At 58.8% G+C, this 16,307-nt stretch carries 14 protein-coding genes; 7 read left to right on the top strand and 7 right to left on the bottom strand.

Features of this window, described 5'->3' with window-relative positions; genetic code table 11:
• Positions 1–294: 294 nt before the first annotated feature.
• Complete coding sequence (locus tag GOV90_RS05145; RefSeq protein WP_171094079.1) at positions 295–1,098, bottom strand: ABC transporter permease; 804 nt, start codon at positions 1,096–1,098, stop codon at positions 295–297.
• Positions 1,099–1,224: 126 nt separating this feature from the next.
• Between GOV90_RS05145 and GOV90_RS05150 the strand changes: the two genes are divergently transcribed.
• Both GOV90_RS05150 and GOV90_RS05155 read left to right on the top strand, forming a co-directional pair.
• Positions 1,225–1,800 (top strand): GcrA family cell cycle regulator, encoded by a 576-nt coding sequence (locus tag GOV90_RS05150; RefSeq protein WP_171094080.1) that lies wholly within the window; start codon positions 1,225–1,227, stop codon positions 1,798–1,800.
• A gap of 5 nt (positions 1,801–1,805) precedes the next feature.
• Positions 1,806–2,450, top strand: coding sequence for an NUDIX hydrolase (locus tag GOV90_RS05155; RefSeq protein WP_216602321.1), 645 nt, complete (start codon positions 1,806–1,808; stop codon positions 2,448–2,450).
• Between the two features lie 3 nt (positions 2,451–2,453).
• Here GOV90_RS05155 and GOV90_RS05160 read toward each other — a convergent pair whose 3' ends face one another.
• Together GOV90_RS05160 and GOV90_RS05165 are read right to left on the bottom strand one after the other, a co-directional pair.
• Positions 2,454–3,530 (bottom strand): DUF2235 domain-containing protein, encoded by a 1,077-nt coding sequence (locus tag GOV90_RS05160; RefSeq protein ID WP_171094082.1) that lies wholly within the window; start codon positions 3,528–3,530, stop codon positions 2,454–2,456.
• A complete protein-coding gene (locus GOV90_RS05165) occupies positions 3,508–5,799 on the bottom strand; it encodes a xanthine dehydrogenase family protein molybdopterin-binding subunit (RefSeq protein WP_171094084.1) in 2,292 nt (763 codons plus the stop codon). The genes GOV90_RS05160 and GOV90_RS05165 overlap by 23 nt, the downstream gene beginning before the upstream one ends.
• Positions 5,800–5,911: 112 nt before the next feature.
• Between GOV90_RS05165 and GOV90_RS05170 the strand changes: the two genes are divergently transcribed.
• The 4 genes from GOV90_RS05170 to GOV90_RS05185 all read left to right on the top strand — a co-directional run bounded on the left by GOV90_RS05170 (position 5,912) and on the right by GOV90_RS05185 (position 11,559).
• Positions 5,912–6,640 carry a dienelactone hydrolase family protein gene (locus GOV90_RS05170; RefSeq protein WP_171094086.1) on the top strand — a complete coding sequence of 243 codons (729 nt, stop codon included), beginning with the start codon at positions 5,912–5,914 and terminating at the stop codon, positions 6,638–6,640.
• A gap of 79 nt (positions 6,641–6,719) precedes the next feature.
• Positions 6,720–9,881 (top strand): valine--tRNA ligase, encoded by a 3,162-nt coding sequence (locus tag GOV90_RS05175; protein WP_171094088.1) that lies wholly within the window; start codon positions 6,720–6,722, stop codon positions 9,879–9,881.
• A gap of 142 nt (positions 9,882–10,023) precedes the next feature.
• A complete protein-coding gene (locus tag GOV90_RS05180) occupies positions 10,024–11,187 on the top strand; it encodes a benzoate/H(+) symporter BenE family transporter (RefSeq protein WP_254429068.1) in 1,164 nt (387 codons plus the stop codon).
• Between the two features lie 39 nt (positions 11,188–11,226).
• A complete protein-coding gene (locus GOV90_RS05185) occupies positions 11,227–11,559 on the top strand; it encodes a DUF1992 domain-containing protein (protein WP_171094090.1) in 333 nt (110 codons plus the stop codon).
• Here the strand turns inward: GOV90_RS05185 and GOV90_RS05190 are convergent.
• From GOV90_RS05190 to GOV90_RS05200, 3 genes are all read right to left on the bottom strand, one after another.
• Positions 11,556–11,930: a VOC family protein gene (locus GOV90_RS05190; protein WP_256367905.1), complete on the bottom strand. Its 375-nt coding sequence runs from the start codon at positions 11,928–11,930 to the stop codon at positions 11,556–11,558. The genes GOV90_RS05185 and GOV90_RS05190 overlap by 4 nt on opposite strands.
• The gene (locus GOV90_RS05195; protein WP_171094092.1) at positions 11,927–12,709 is read right to left on the bottom strand and encodes a crotonase/enoyl-CoA hydratase family protein; all 783 of its coding nucleotides are present in this window, start codon (positions 12,707–12,709) and stop codon (positions 11,927–11,929) included. Before GOV90_RS05195 ends, GOV90_RS05190 begins: the two co-directional genes overlap by 4 nt.
• 66 nt (positions 12,710–12,775) lie before the next feature.
• Complete coding sequence (locus GOV90_RS05200) at positions 12,776–13,846, bottom strand: SMP-30/gluconolactonase/LRE family protein (RefSeq protein WP_171094094.1); 1,071 nt, start codon at positions 13,844–13,846, stop codon at positions 12,776–12,778.
• A gap of 86 nt (positions 13,847–13,932) precedes the next feature.
• On the opposite strand from GOV90_RS05200, the gene GOV90_RS05205 reads away from it, so the two are divergent.
• A complete protein-coding gene (locus tag GOV90_RS05205; protein ID WP_171094096.1) occupies positions 13,933–15,048 on the top strand; it encodes a pyridoxal phosphate-dependent aminotransferase in 1,116 nt (371 codons plus the stop codon).
• Between the two features lie 21 nt (positions 15,049–15,069).
• Here GOV90_RS05205 and GOV90_RS05210 read toward each other — a convergent pair whose 3' ends face one another.
• Positions 15,070–16,260 carry an alanine--glyoxylate aminotransferase family protein gene (locus GOV90_RS05210; protein WP_171094098.1) on the bottom strand — a complete coding sequence of 397 codons (1,191 nt, stop codon included), beginning with the start codon at positions 16,258–16,260 and terminating at the stop codon, positions 15,070–15,072.
• Positions 16,261–16,307 lie beyond the last annotated feature (47 nt).

The raw sequence follows: 16,307 nt of genomic DNA on the forward strand, positions 1-16,307 counted from the left end.
CGGGCCCGCGTTGCCATCAAGCTCAAGGACAAGGTCTGACGGATCTCCGCCAGTGAAGAAGAGTGATTGCTGGCCAATTTCGATTTCATTGCCGAACCACGCCCCATAGGTGCTGAAGATCTAAAACGGACCCGTGATGCCGGGTGATTGAAAATCCCCACCGACAATAAGTTCTGTAAGTGCCATAAGAAAATCGCCTGTCGTTCTTCGGTATCCAAATACCCTACTCGGCCCTCGCCGCCAACATAACAGTCGGAAAACGCATCAACTTTACGTGACGTCGCCTGCGCAGCACTATGCTTTGAGGCGATACCCTGTGCGCAACATCTGCCAGGTGATGAGGCCGATCAATACCGTAGCAAAGGAACAGACAGCCATACCCACCCAAGGCGAACTGTCCGAGACACCGATCATCCCGTAGCGCAAACCGTCGATCAGATAGAACACCGGATTCAGATGGGTCAGACGGTTCAAAACCGGGGGGAGCGCCTGAACCGAATAGAACGTGCCCGACAGGAAGGCCAGCGGTGTGACGATGAAATTGGTAATGGCTGCCATTTGGTCAAACTTATTGGCAAAAATTCCGGCAAACAGACCCAATGCTCCCATAAAAGCGCCGCCCAAAACGACGAAGATCGTCGCGATAATGAAGTTTTGTGGCACGATGCCAAGAACCAGGGCCAGCGCAACAGCGACAACACACGCAATCAGGATGCCTCGGGCGATTCCCCCCGCCAGATAGCCAAGCAGGATTTCAAGCGGCGACAGCGGCGGCATCAGGGTATCCACGATATTGCCCTGTACTTTGGAAATGACCATGGAAGACGATGTGTTGGCAAAAGCATTCTGGATCACCGTCATCATCATGATCCCCGGTGCCAGAAAGACCAGGAACGGCACCCCCATGACATCCGGGCGGCTGGGCCCTATGGCAATGTTAAAGATCAGCAGAAACAGGCCCGCCGTTACCAACGGCGCTAAAAGGGTTTGCGTCCAAACCGCCAGAAAGCGCAGAGTTTCGCGCTGCGCCAGCGTGTAAAGGCCCATCCAGTTGACTGCTCCGAAGCGGTGCGCGGTCTGTTCTGCGGAATTCTGCATGGTTTACCCTCAACCTGATTCGAAGACAGCTTGTAACTCGGGCTGCAGTGTTTAGAATAGGGGGCTGAGACGATTTCCCAAGGCGGCCCGAATCCGGGGCCGCTTTCCGCTTTTGAAAGGCTAACGATGTCCTGGACAGACGAGCGCGTAGAACTGCTGAAGAAGATGTGGGGCGAAGGCCAGTCGGCCAGCCAAATTGCCAAGGAACTGGGCGGCGTGACCCGCAACGCGGTGATCGGTAAAGTGCATCGCCTGGGCCTGTCCAACCGGGCAGCGGGCGCTTCTCCGGCCAAGTCAGAGCCAAAGGAAAAACCAGCTCCGGCACCCAAGGCCGAGGCCAAGCCAAAGCCTGCGCCCAAGACCGAACCCGCACGTCCGGCCCCTTCCCCCGCGGCCGAGGCCAAACCGGCCGTGCCTGCCCGCCGTCAGATCATCCCTGCCGGTCAACCGTTGCCTCCACAGCCGTCGGCCAACGAGATCAGCCCCGAGGCGTTGGCAAAGGTCAACGAGGTCGAAAAGAAGGCTAAGAAGCTGACGCTTATGGAACTGACCGAGAAAACCTGCAAGTGGCCGGTCGGCGATCCAGCGACAGAAGATTTCTGGTTCTGCGGTTTGCCCGTTGAAGCCGGCAAACCCTATTGCGAGGCGCATGTGGGCGTGGCCTTCCAACCCATGAGCGCGCGTCGCGACCGACGCCGGTGACACAGATGCGCCAGGATCCGACAGCAATGGAGGATACCTGGCTAGCCCGTGCAAAGCGCCTGCTGGCCCTGTCTGAAACCGGCCAGCATTTCACCAAAGACCCTTTTGACCGGGAACGTTTCGACGAGATCGCCGCCATGGCCCGCGCCATGCTGGCTGATCTCGGTCAGGTACCGATTTCGCGGATTGAAGGGCTGATCACAGATCACGCGGGTGGCTATGCCACGCCCAGTATCGATATTCGCGGTGCGGTGATCCGGGATGACCGCATCCTTCTGGTGCGCGAACGCAGTGACGGGTGTTGGTCGATGCCCGGCGGCTTTGCCGATATCGGCAGCTCTCCGGCAGAAAATATCGAGCGTGAGGTCTGGGAAGAAGCCGGGCTGCGCGTTCGGGCGCAGCGTTTGTACGCCCTACGCCACAAAGCGCGGCATCCCTACCCGGCAGATGCACGGGATTTCTATAAGTTCTTCTTCTTGTGTGACGAAGTTGGGCAGGCTGACCCCAAAGCGGGAAGCGAAACCAGCGATGTTGGTTTCTTCCCAATGGCAAATCTGCCAGACTTGTCCCTTGCCCGAAATATTGAGAGGGACATTGCAGAAGCGTTTGAAGCGCAATCTACCTCGACGGCAACAGCGCTGTTTGACTGATCTCTACTGCGCGGGATGTGACGGCAGGTTCGGCATCGCCACCCAACCGGGCAATTCGTCAGGTGAAACCGAGACGTGCAGACGCTCGGATTGATCGCGGCCTACTTTGCGGTGTTTGCGCAGAAGGAAAATCTTGCCCCAGCCGCGCCACGTCCCAACCGAACGTGCGTGCGGATCGGTGGGGAAGCGGTCACGCCAGCCTTCAGGTAGCGGCAATCCGTGCATCTCGGCCTTGTCCAGCATCCAAATCAAGGAAATGTTGCTGAGCGGCCGTGCCTCTTCATACCCGTTCAACTGCCCGCCGATGTCACCATGTGTGCCCCGGAACCAGACTTGTTCCACATGCCCTTTGAATTCGGGCGTGCATTTCCACAGAACCGGATCGAACACCTCGCGCGTCTCGTCCAATGCCATCGCGTGATAGCCGTGGCGGGTCGAGGGGCCCAACTGATGGTTGTGGAAGGCGTGGCGTTCTTCGGCCCAGCGCCACAACAGCGGCAGCCGCAGGCCCAACGCCTTGACGGTGTCCCAGACCCCGATCATCTCGATCTCAACCTCGTCGTGACAAAACTTGCGGCGGAAATCGCGCGCGGCGGTGCCACTGGGATTGCATTCATAGTGACGATAGGCTTGCTGGATGTTGCGCTCGGTCGCGTGTTCGGCCTTGAGCAAGCCGATCATGTCGATCACTCCGGCCAGACTGCGCACGCCGTACGCCCCACGCGAATAGCCAATGAAATAGATCCGGTCCCCAGGTTTGTAGCGTGAGGCAAGATAGCCATAGGCACGGCGGATCTGGCGATTGATACCCCGCCCCATCATCACATCCAGCGAGGACTTCCAGCTCTCCCACTGCACGCCCGCCTCATAAAACACCGAAACCTTGCTGCCCATCTCGCAACACAGGCGCAAGGTTTGCCCTGCATGGGTCTCGAACCCCGGTTCGAGCGTCGACATGGTACCGTCAAGGATGATGACATGGCTGAGCGGTTCGCGGTGAAGAACCTCGGCAGAATGTTCGGACCGCAAAGGCCGTCCGAGCCATCCAAGAACCTTTCTACTCAGCCGCGACAGATTCATGCGTCAGCAATTCCCATACTCTTTGAGGTGTGAAAGGCATATCCGCCTGCCGCACCCCGTGATCCCAGAGCGCATCCTGAACCGCGTTTGCCACTGCGGCCAGCGCGCCCACTGTACCGGCCTCGCCGCACCCTTTCATGCCCATCGGGTTCGAGGTTGACGGAACCGGCACCGAGGTAAACTTAATCATGGGTATGTCGGCGGCACGGGGCAAGGCGTAATCCATAAACGAAGCCGTGAGCAGTTGCCCGTGTGCATCGTGCACAACATGCTCGCTCAGCGCCTGTCCGATGCCTTGCACCACCCCGCCGTGCACCTGCCCTTCGGCCAGCATCGGGTTGATAAGGTTGCCAAAATCATCAACAACCGTATAGCGATCAACCCACGTTTCCCCGGTGTAAGAATCGATCACGACTTCGGCAACATGCGCGCCGTTGGGATAGCTGCGGGCATCTAGGTTGGAGCGCGCTTCATGCTGTAGCAAATCCATACGTCCATCGATGCGCGCCATCTCGGCCGCTTCGGTCAGGGTCGGCGTCAGGTTGGACCCCGGCGCGCGGAATGTCTCGTGGTCAAAACTCACATCGTTTTCCTCGACACCCATCTTATCGGCCAGATAAGGCGTGAATGCGGCGATCATCTTGTCGATCGTGGCGAGCGTTGCCGTGCTTTGCACCGTGACCGAACGTGATCCGCCCGTGCCGCCGCCGTGGCCAAGCCTGTCGGTATCGCCCTGAATGACCGTAATTCTATCCATGGGGATACCGGTCTGGTCCGACAAGAAATGGGCGTAAACCGTCTCATGCCCTTGCCCGTTCGACTGCGTGCCCACGTAAAGGTTCACTCTGCCATCCTCGCAAAACTCGACCTTTGAGTTCTCGGAAGGATCACCCAAAATACTTTCGATATAGTAACAAAGGCCCCGCCCCCGGATCAGGCCGCGCTCGGCATCTGCCGTTTTGCGGGCCTCAAAGCCGATGGTCTGGCTGGCTGCGCGACTGAGGATCATGTCGAAATCGCCGACATCATAGGTTTCGCCAGTGGCCGAGGTGTAAGGAAAATCGTTGGGGCGGATAAAGTTCTTGCGCCGCAGCTCCCACGGATCAACCCCCAGCTCGCGTGCTGCACGGTCCATCGCGCGTTCCAGCACATAGATCGCTTCGGGGCGGCCTGCACCGCGGTACGCATCGACTTGCGTCGTGTTTGTGTAAAACCCCTCGACCCGCAGATAGGTGGTTTGCACGTCATAAACACCCATCAGCACCTTGCTGAACAGGCTTGTCTGAATTGCCTGCCCGAAATGGCTGTTATAGGCACCAAGATTGACCTCGCTGTGGACACGGTAGGCCGTGATCTTGTGATCAGCATCAAAGGCCAGTTCAGCCAACGAGTGCAGATCGCGGCCATGGTGATCGGACAGCATCGCCTCGGACCGGTCCGACATCCAGTGCACCGGTTGGCCCAGCTTCATCGCAGCGACAGCGACGCAGAAATATTCGGGATATGGCATCACTTTCATGCCGAAGCCGCCGCCCACATCCGGCGTGGTGACCCGGATATCCTCAGCATCAAGCTTCAGCTTTTGAACCAGTTGCGCCTTCATCGCCCAGACGCCCTGCCCGCCATAAGAAAAATGCAGACGACCTTCGAACCAGTCGGCCTGACATCCGCGCGGTTCCAGCGAGCTGATGATGACCCGGTTGTCCTGCACGTTCAGCGACACGGTATGAGCTGCGTCCTGAAAAGCGGCCTCGGTGGCGGCTTCGTCACCCAGCCCCCAATCAAAGGCCCGATTGTCGGGGGCTTCTGGGTGCAGAATCTCACCGCCTGCCTTCACGTCCAGCTTGGCAGGGCGTTCTTCCGTGTCCATCCAGATCAACTCGACCGCGTCCTGCGCCTGTGCCAGCGTGTCCGCGATAACAACCGCCACCGGCTCGCCGACAAAGCGCACGCGGTCCTTGGCCAGCATGTGCCGCTCCGGAGCCGCAGCCTTCGATCCATCGCGGTTTTGTAAAACGGCGGCGTTTAGCACCGTGTCGATGCCCGAAGCTGCCAGATCATCCAACGTCATCACCAGTCGCACACCTTCGGCAGAGCGCGCATCCTCAAGATCTAAACTTGTAATTTCCCCATGGGCAACCGGGCTGCGGAAGAAGGCAGCAAACAGCGCATTTTCAGGCACGGCATCATCCATGTAACGCCCCTGTCCAGTCAGGAACCGCTGATCTTCGGTCCGTTTGACGGGCTGGCTCTTGCCGAATTTTTCCATGGGCGGTCCTCCTTATGGATCTTGCGGCCGAGCCTAGCCCGTGCCCCGACGATGTCCAGCGGGGCTCACGGAAATTCGTTTGTGCCTGCCAGATGTTGGAGTAGGTTTGGTCATGACCTGGACCCACGACACCGTTTTTCCTTTTTCCGCTCCGCTAACTGGCGGTCAGAGCGTGACACATGACGTCTATGTCGGCGGAGAGGGGCCACCGATCCTGATCCTTCAGGAATTGCCCGGAATCGGACCAGAGACTTTGGCGCTGGCAGTAAAGCTGAACGCATCCGGTTTTCGTGTCTACCTGCCACATCTGTTCGGCACCTACGGTAAGGTCGAGATGGCCAAAAACACCGCCCGGCTGTTTTGCGTCCGGAAAGAGTTCAACATCTTCGCCAGAGGCAAACAAAGCCCCATCGCAGGGTGGATGCGTGCCCTTACTCATGAGATCAAAAAGCGCGAAGGTAGCGCCGGTGTAGGTGTCATCGGCATGTGCCTGACAGGCAGTTTTGCCCTGACTTTGATGGCCGAAGACGCCGTTGTTGGTGGGGTCGCCAGTCAACCTGCATTGCCAGTTTTTGGTGGCAAGCATCTGCATATGAGCGCGCAGGATATCGGCGCAGCATCGGCAGGAATGGCCGCGAAGGGGCCCGGGCTGGCAATGCGGTATTCCGAAGACAAGCTGGCACCTAAGAAACTGATGCAAGCATTGGAACAGGCTTTCGGCGATCTGTTGGAAACGGTTGAATACCCCGGCAGGGACCATTCGCTGCTGACATTGGATTTCCACAATCCCGCCTATCAACGCGTGGACGCCTATTTCAAAGCCCGCTTTGGTATAACCTAAGCGCGCAAGGCCTTTCCCTTCCTGCCTCCATTCGCTATTGCAGGCGCTGACCCGAATTTGTTGACGCAGGACGCACCCCATGGCGATGGAAAAGACATTCAACGCGGCCGAGGCCGAGGCCCGCATCTATGAAGCCTGGGAACAGGCCGGAGCCTTCAAGGCAGGCGCAAATAAATCGCGCGACGAAAGCTTTACCATTATGATCCCGCCGCCCAACGTTACGGGTGCGCTGCATGTGGGTCATGCGTTTAACAACACGTTGCAGGACATCCTGATCCGCTGGCACCGGATGCGCGGGTTCGACACGCTGTGGCAACCCGGTCAGGACCACGCGGGCATCGCCACGCAGATGCAGGTCGAGAAGATGCTGGCCGCCACGCAACAGCCGGGTCGGCGCGAGTTGGGCCGTGAGAAGTTCCTGGAGAAAGTCTGGGAATGGAAAGGCGAGTATGGCGGTACAATCATCGAGCAGCTGAAACGCCTGGGCTCCTCCTGCGACTGGTCGCGCAACGCCTTCACCATGGCCGGTGCAGCTGGTGATCCTCGCACGGGGCATGAGAACTCGGCCAATTTCCATGACGCCGTGATCAAGGTCTTCGTCGATATGTACGAAAAAGGTCTGATCTATCGCGGCAAGCGTCTGGTCAACTGGGACCCGCATTTCGAGACAGCGATCTCGGACCTTGAGGTCGAGAATATTGAGGTCGCCGGGCATATGTGGCACTTCAAGTACCCCTTGGCCGGCGGTGAGACATATGAGTATTTGGAAAAAGATGAAGATGGGAATGTGATCTTCCGCGAGGAGCGGGATTATATTTCCATCGCCACCACACGCCCCGAAACCATGCTGGGCGACGGCGCGGTTGCTGTTCATCCGTCGGATGAGCGCTATGCGCCCATTGTGGGCAAGCTCTGCGAAATCCCGGTTGGTCCGAAAGAGCATCGCCGTCAAATCCCCATCATCACCGATGACTACCCCGATCCGGATTTCGGCTCAGGCGCAGTGAAGATCACAGGCGCGCATGACTTCAACGACAACATGGTGGCCAAGCGTGGTGGCATTCCGATGTATCGCCTGATGGACACCAAAGGCGCGATGCGGGCCGATGGCGCGCCTTACGCCGACGAGGCCGACAAGGCGCAGGAATACGCACGCGGCAAGGAGTTCACCGAAAACGAGATCGACGCGATCAACCTGATCCCCGATCACCTGCGTGGGCTTGATAGGTTCGAGGCGCGCGCGAAGGTTGTCGAGGAAATCACCGCCGACGGTCTAGCCGTGATGACCCGCGCGGATGATCCGCGTCTGGGCTCAACCGCTTTGAAGCCCGATCACGAAGGTGCCGACAAGATGGTGCCGCTGGTCGAAAGCAAACCGATCATGCAGCCCTTTGGCGACCGCTCGAAGGTCGTGATCGAGCCGATGTTCACCGACCAGTGGTTCGTCGACGCCGAAAAGGTCGTCGGCCCCGCGCTGGATGCAGTCAAGGACGGCACGGTCAAGATCATCCCCGAGTCGGGTGAGAAAACCTATTACCACTGGCTGGAAAACATCGAGCCCTGGTGCATCTCGCGCCAGCTGTGGTGGGGGCATCAGATTCCGGTTTGGTATGGCCTTGATCTCTCGGCTGAGAACTTCAAGGACGACGAAAATGACGGCGACCTTGATCTGGTCGAACTGGGCCGTTTGTTGAACGAAGGTGGAATGCTGCACCGTGGCAACGTCATGGAATGCGGTGCGAGCCTTGAGGCTGTGACGGAGAAATTCCTCGACGACAACGCAAACATTCCAAGTCCACTGAGCCACGCGACGGTTATCGAAGTCGGTGACAAGCAGGAAGCCATCCATCAGTTTGCGGAAAGCCTGGCTCAATATGCCGTCGAACAGGATCCAACCAAGCTGGTCTACCCTGTTTGGCGCGACCCCGACGTCCTCGACACATGGTTCTCGTCCGGCCTCTGGCCCATCGGCACGCTGGGCTGGCCCGAACAGACCGAGGAGCTGGAGCGTTACTTCCCTACGGATGTTCTGATTACCGGCTTCGACATCCTGTTCTTCTGGGTCGCCCGGATGATGATGATGCAGCTGGCCGTGGTCGATCAGATCCCGTTCCACACCGTCTACCTGCACCAGCTCGTCCGCGACGAGAAGGGCAAGAAGATGTCTAAGACCACGGGCAACGTCATCGACCCGCTGGAGATCGTGGACGAATTCGGCGCCGACGCGCTGCGGTTCACCAACGCCTCGATGGCGGCGATTGGCGGCGTGTTGAAACTGTCCCGCGAGCGCATCACCGGCTATCGCAACTTCGGCACCAAGCTGTGGAATGCCGTCCGCTTTGCCGAGATGAACGAGGTCTTCACCGACGCCGTGCCACAACTGGACGTGGCAGATTTGAAACCCAAAGCCGCCGTGAACCGCTGGATCATCGGCGAAACCGCCCGCGTGCGGGAAGAGGTCGACGCCGCGCTGGAAAGCTATCGTTTCAATGACGCGGCCAACGGGCTCTACGCCTTTGTCTGGGGCAAGGTCTGCGATTGGTATGTGGAGCTGTCCAAACCGCTTCTGCAAGGCGACGATGCCGAAGCGCAAGCCGAGACCCGCGCCACCATGCGCTGGGTTCTGGATCAGTGCATGGTCTTGCTACATCCGATCATGCCCTTCATCACCGAGGAACTCTGGGGCCTGACCGGCAACCGCGCGAAAATGGTCGTCCACGCCGACTGGCCCAGCTTTTCCGCCTCTGATCTGATCGACGCCGAGGCGGATCGAGAGATGAACTGGGTAATCTCGGTGATCGAAAACACCCGTTCGGCCCGTGCGCAGATGCGGGTGCCGGCTGGCCTCTACGTACCAATGCTGGTGACAGGGATCGACACCAATGGCCAAGCTGCATGGGATCGCAACGAGGCGCTGATCAAGCGCTTGGCGCGGATCGACAGCCTGACATCGGCGGATGAGCTGCCCAAAGGCACCATCTCCATCGCCGCCCCCGGAGCCTCCTTTGGCCTGCCGCTCGCCGACATCATCGACATCGGCGCTGAAAAGGAACGGCTTGAGAAAGCCAAGGGCAAATTAGCCAAAGAGTTGGGCGGCCTACGCGGGCGCTTAAACAACCCCAAATTCGTGGCCTCGGCCCCGGAAGAGGTGGTGGAGGAAGCCAAAGCCAACCTCGCTGCCCGCGAAGAAGAAGAGGCGAAGCTGAACGAGGCGCTCGCCCGCCTCGCTGAGATTGCCTGACTTTCATCTTTTCAAAAATACTCAAGTCCCAACCCCTGCGCCCATACCGACGCAAGGGTTTTTCTTTACCCTCAGAGCTTTCCCCTTGTTCGCCCCACCCGCCAGTTGTTAGCAATCAAGCAAAACAACGCCCGAGGCTCTGATGGCGCAGCCCTTTCCCCCGATGCAAACCGTCTCGACCGGACTGGTCGTGGCTGTCGTCGGGTTCTTCAGCTCGTTCCCCATCGTCCTGCAAGGGCTCACCGCCATGGGCGCATCCAAGGCCGAGGCTGCCTCGGGTCTAATGAGCGCCGCCATCGCCATGGGGCTGGCCGCGATCTTTCTCAGCTTAAGATACAAGCAGCCGATTAGCGTGGCCTGGTCCACCCCCGGCGCGGCGCTGCTGGCCGTTTCCGCCACCCCGGTCGAGGGCTTCTCGGGCGCGATCGGAGCATTCCTCTGCGCCGGCGCGTTGACGGTTTTGGCCGGACTCTGGAAACCGCTCGGCCGTTTGGCTGCTGCAATCCCGACGACGCTGGCCCAAGCCATGTTGGGGGGCGTTCTGCTACCGCTGTGTATAATCCCCTTCAAAGCCGCGGTCGAACTGCCCTGGCAAGCCCTGCCTGTCATCCTGACATGGTTTATTGCCGGGCGCTTCAACAAGCTATTCGCCGTGCCCGCTGCCGTTGTGGCCGCCGCACTGGTCGTCGTATTCAGCGCCGACGGTACATCAGTACGACCCGAGAGTTACCTGGCTGCTCCGGTCTGGACAATGCCCACATTCTCGCTGGCCTCTGCCATCGGCATTGGCTTGCCCCTATTTGTCGTGACAATGGCCACCCAGAATATACCGGGCATCGCGGTCATGCGCAGTTTTGGCTACACGCCCGAACCGGGCAAGCTGTTCTCGTCAGTGGGTGGCGCAAGCCTGTTGTCCGCCCCATTCGGGGCACCCGCCACTTGTCTTGCAGCCATCACGGCCGCCATGTGCTCCAACGAAGACAGCCACCCGGATCGCACCTTACGCTATTGGTCAGCGATCATGGCGGGGGTGTTTTATTGCCTGTTTGGTATTTTCGCCGTAGCGATTACCGGATTTGCCGCCCATGCCGACCCGTTGTTGATGGGGACGCTGACCGGTGTCGCTTTGATCGGCGTGATGGCCAACGCCACCTTCACCGCGCTGGAAGTTCCTGCAGAGCGCGAAGCAGCCATCCTGACCTTTGCAATCACAGCTTCGGGCATCACTGCGTTTGGTTTCGGCGCGGCTGTTTGGGGTCTGCTGGCGGGCGGGGTCGCCTACCTGATCTCGCAACGGATCAGATAGATGGTTTTTCTGACACTCCAGATCGCTTAAATTGAACCCATGTTTGGAGCATTGGCAAAACTGGTCGAACGCCAGATCAAGAAGGCTCAGTCCGAAGGCCAATTACAGGGGTTGGAGGGTGAAGGCGAACCGCTGCCTGACAGGTCATCAGAAGCGATGACTGATCCGGCCATCGCCGCAGGTCACCGGATCATGGCGCAAGCCGGTGTCTTACCGGAAGAGTTCCACATCAAGAAACAGCTCGAAACAGCGCGGCAGACCTATACCGACCTGAATGACCCGGCCAAGCGTAAAGCCGCGATGGCGCGCATTGCCGATTTGGAAATGCGCTACAATATGGCCCGCGACGCACGCCGGGCCTTTATGCGTTAGCACTTGTTCAGGAAAGCGCGGCTCGAGACGGAAACAGAGTTTTTAGATGGGTCTTTAGTATTTGCAAACTGATACCCCTCAGCCTGATGAATCGGCCCAAATACCACGCCGCACTCAGCTGCCTGAGCGCAGAACTCTGCAACATTCGGTACGTCGAAAACCAGCTTCACAGCGGCTTGCCCTTCTCGGGCGCCTTTGGCCGCCGGATGCAGAAGAAGATGTACGCCACCTGATTTTGGGACCAGTTCAACAATTCGATCACCCGGGTTCCGCTGAACAACATAGCCAAAGTGGGTTTCGTAGAAAGCCACCATTTGGTCCATTCGTTTGGTGTACAGCACCAACCGGTTGATCGCGGGAAAAGCGGTCACTTGAACTCGGGCTTGCGGCCCTGCATCTGCGCCATCACAACCTCCATCTGGTCGGGCTTGCCGATCAGTTCCACCTGCTCGGCGGATTCCGCCATCAGAACGTCAGTGCGCCCCTGCGTTTCGGCGACTTCGATTAAACGCTTCGCAGCGCGGATGGCCGAGGGGCTTTGACCGGCGATATTCTCGGCAAGGGCCAGAGCTTCGGTCAACGGATCATCGGAAAGCTGCGTGACCAAGCCCCAATCCACCGCTTGCTGCGCACCAATGGGACGCGCGGTGTACGTCAGTAACCGAAGCACATCCGAACGGACCAAACGCGGCAACAAAACCATGCCGCCCATGTCCGGAATGATACCCCATTTCATTTCCATCACAGCCAGTTTGGTCTCGGGATGCGCAATCCGAATGTCCGCGCCCAGCGCAATCTGAAGCCCACCCCCATACGCCACACCTTGCAAGGCGCAAATCACCGGCACCGGGACACGGCGCCAAACAAGGGCCAGTTCCTGCATCTCGTTGGCGTCTTCGTGGCTGCGGGTCATCAGCCATTCGGTTGGGTCCATATGGGCCATCTTCGCAAAGCTGGCCATGTCCAGCCCCGCGCAAAAGCTTTTTCCTTCCCCGGACAAGACCACGGCGCGCGCATCCGAGGCCGCAACCTCTTTCCCGGCGGACAACAGCGCTTTGATCATCGCGTCATCCAGCGCGTTCATCTTGTCGCCTCGTGTCAGCGTGACATGGGCAACATGATCTTGGTAAGTGACGGATACACGTGACATAGGCGGCCTCTCGAAATTCCAGTGTTGCAAACATGCCCGCCCCGGCGGTCGAATACCACTGCGACGTCAGGGCAGATCGCTGATAGGCATCCGCCCAAACCATGGGGAATCGAGGGTCATGACATAGAACTGATCGCCCACGATCTTGCCCCCGGTTGTGATACCCAAGCGGCCCTGCGGGTCCTGTAACGTGCGTAGGATTGTGCCCTCGCCATCGAATTGCACTACCATGCCTCGATGAATTGGTGCCGGACGCACTGCTGGACCCAGCCGCCAGATCACCTTCCGCAAGAACGGGTAGGGCATCAGCGCTTCGGACGGTACGCGCGGGCTGGCAAAAGCCAACCAATAAGTGCCATCTCCCTGCGCCTCGATATTGTCGGGGTACCCAGGCAGGTTTTCCATCAGAATCTCTTGTTGTCCGGCCTTGGAACCGGTCAGCCAAAGCTTATGCACCCGTGCGCGGCCCGTTTCTGCGATCAACAGAAAGTCCTCATCAGGTGAAAGGGCGACGCCATTGGTATAGACGAACCCGTCGGCGATCTTCTCGGTCGTACCATCCGGTGCGCGACGCGCGACATAACCTGTGTCGGACTGTTCCCAGATGGTCAGGACCGAGGTGGGTTTGGTCCCCCCCATGGTTTCCGGGTCGAAGCGGTCTGTTGAATTGGAAAAATAGATGGTGCCATCCTGCGCCACGTCCAGTTGGTTGGCATAGATCACTGGCGCACCGTCGACGTCAGCAACGACAGTTTCCAAGGTGCCCGGCCCGGTCCATCGCATCACACCGCGAAAACTGTCAGCAATATAAAGTGCGCCATCTGGCCCGGCCTTAAGGCCAAGAGGTCGCCCACCCAGGCGATCAACCTCGACAGGCTCAGCCCCGTCAACGCGGTAAAGTATGCCTGCCAAGCTTGTCGTATACACCGGGCCATCAGACATAACGGCGATGTCTTCGGGGCCAACCTCTTCTCCGGGCAAGCGGACAAGCTGCGCGGCGTCCAGCGCTGTATTTTCCGCGAAATCCCCAGTAAATCCAGCGTCCTCCGGAAACTCGACGGCGACGGGTGCAACCGGTACAGGCCAGAACAGAAGATAAGCGACACCCAGAAGAAAAACCGCGAAAAGAATGCGCATTTGCGTTCCCTTGTTAAAGTCCGCCACAGCGCGACTAACCGCGTTGTGAGCTTGCTCAATAAGCGGGCTTGAGGTTATCTGCCCACATGACCGGACCTCGATACACACCGCTTGCCCAATCCCTGCCCGCCACCGTGCCCTTTGTCGGCCCCGAAACGCAAGAGCGGCAACGGGGTGCCCCGTTCGCGGCACGTCTTGGGGCAAATGAAAGTGTCTTTGGCCCTTCACCACAGGCTATCGAGGCCATGGCGCAGGCCGCATCTGAAATCTGGATGTATGGCGACCCCGAAAACCATGACCTGCGCAGTGCATTGGCAGATCATCATGGTGTGATGCCAGAGAATATCGTTGTGGGCGAAGGGATTGACGGGCTTTTGGGGTATCTGGTGCGTCTGATCATAGGTCCCGGAGACGCGGTAGTGACCTCGGACGGGGCCTATCCGACCTTTAACTATCACGTGGCCGGGTTCGGCGGCGATCTGCATAAAGTCCCATACACCGGTGATCATGAGGACCCAGATGCCCTGTTTGCCAAAGCAACCGAGGTCGGCGCCAAGCTGGTTTATTTGGCCAACCCAGACAACCCAATGGGCAGTTGGCACTCGGGCGCAGAGATCGTGACAGCATTGGATGCCATGCCAGAAGACTGCCTGTTGGTTCTGGATGAGGCTTACGTGGAATGCGCGCCTGATGGGACCGTTGCGCCTGTCGAAATAGATGACCCCCGAGTGATCAGGATGCGAACCTTTTCAAAAGTTTACGGTTTGGCAGGCGCACGAGTAGGCTATGCGTTGGGAGCGCCGGATCTGATCGCCGCCTTCAACAAGGTGCGCAACCATTTCGGCATGAACCGCGCGGCGCAAGCCGGTGCCTTGGCGGCGCTGCAGGATCAAGCCTGGTTGTCGCACATTCAGGCCCGGATCACGGAAGCACGAGATCGTATCGCTGCTATAGCGCGCGAGAATGGGTTGGACCCTCTGCCTTCAGCGACCAACTTTGTCGCGATTGACTGCGGTCGGGATGGAGACTTCGCGAAAGCAGTTTTGGACTCTTTGTTTGCGCAGGGGATTTTTGTGCGGATGCCGTTTGCTGCACCTCAGAACAGGTGCATACGGGTCAGTTGTGGAGAGGCCGCGGATCTGGACGCGTTTGCCGCAGCCCTGCCAAAAGCGCTTGCCGACGCGCAGGAACGCGTCGGCTGATCTTCAATCGCTTGGCTTAGTTTATGTCGCAAGCGTCGTTGCGGCGGCCTCTAGCGCTCCTACGCCTCGGGGGATGTCCAACGCAGCCAATGCGGTTTCCATGCCCCCTAGCATCGCCATGATCATTTGCCCGTTCACATGCCCCATGTGGCCGAGACGGAAACAGCCGTCGTAGTCCTCCATCCCCAAACCGATACCAAGCGTCAAACCCAATTGGTTTTCGGTGTAGGCGCGCAAAGGGGTACCCCTGCCATCACTCAGGCGCAACGACGTGACTGCACGGCTGCGGTGGGCACGGTCGGTGACGTTGAGATGCAAAGCCCCGCCTTGCGCCCAGGTTTCGCACGCGGCCCAGATCGCTTTGGCCAGATGTTCATGCCGGGCCCAAACGTGTTCGATCCCCTCGGCATGGATCAGATCCAGCGCGGCGCGCAGACCGTAGAGATGATGCGTCGGCGCTGTCCCATTGAAATACTGGTAGAAAAGGTCTGGGTTTGCGCGCGGCTGCCAGTCCCAATACTGCGACACGCGCGGCATTGCGGCCCGCTTGGCCTGAGCTTTGTCGTTAAAGAAAACAAATCCCAAACCGGCTGGGGTCATCAGACCCTTTTGGCAGGCACTGACTGTTACGTCTACGCCCCAGTCATCCATCTCAAACCGGTCGCATCCCAAAGAGGCAATACAATCAGCCATCAGCAATGCCGGGTGACCGAGATCATCCAGAAGTCGGCGAAGCGTAGGGATGTCGTTGCGGATCGAGCTGGACGTGTCCACATGAACCGCTAGCACGGCTTTGATCTGATGGTCTTTATCCGCGCGCAACGCATCGTCGATTTGGTCAAAATCCCACGCTGAGGCGGTTCCAAAGTCGAGCAGTTGAACCTTGGCCCCCACCCCTTCAGCCATTTCAGCCCATCCGTGGGTGAATCGGCCAGATGCCGGGGCAAGCACTGTTTCACCCGGCGCGATCACATTGGAAAGTGCTGCTTCCCAGGTACCGTGACCGTTGGCAATGTAGATTGCCACATTATGTCGTGTCTGTGCGACGCGCTTTAGATCAGTGATCAGCGCGGGCATCATCTCGACCAGTTCACCGTCATAAATATTTGGCGACGGGCGGTGCATGGCTTGTAATACGGCGTCGGGCATGACCGACGGGCCGGGAATGGCCAAATACTCGCGCCCTTGCACGAGCGAAATTTGGTTTGTCATAAGATCAACCTGTCTGAATTGATGCACACCCTAGCAAGGGTTTTGGC

This window comes from Ruegeria sp. HKCCA5929 (genome assembly GCF_013034525.1).
Taxonomy (GTDB): domain Bacteria; phylum Pseudomonadota; class Alphaproteobacteria; order Rhodobacterales; family Rhodobacteraceae; genus Ruegeria.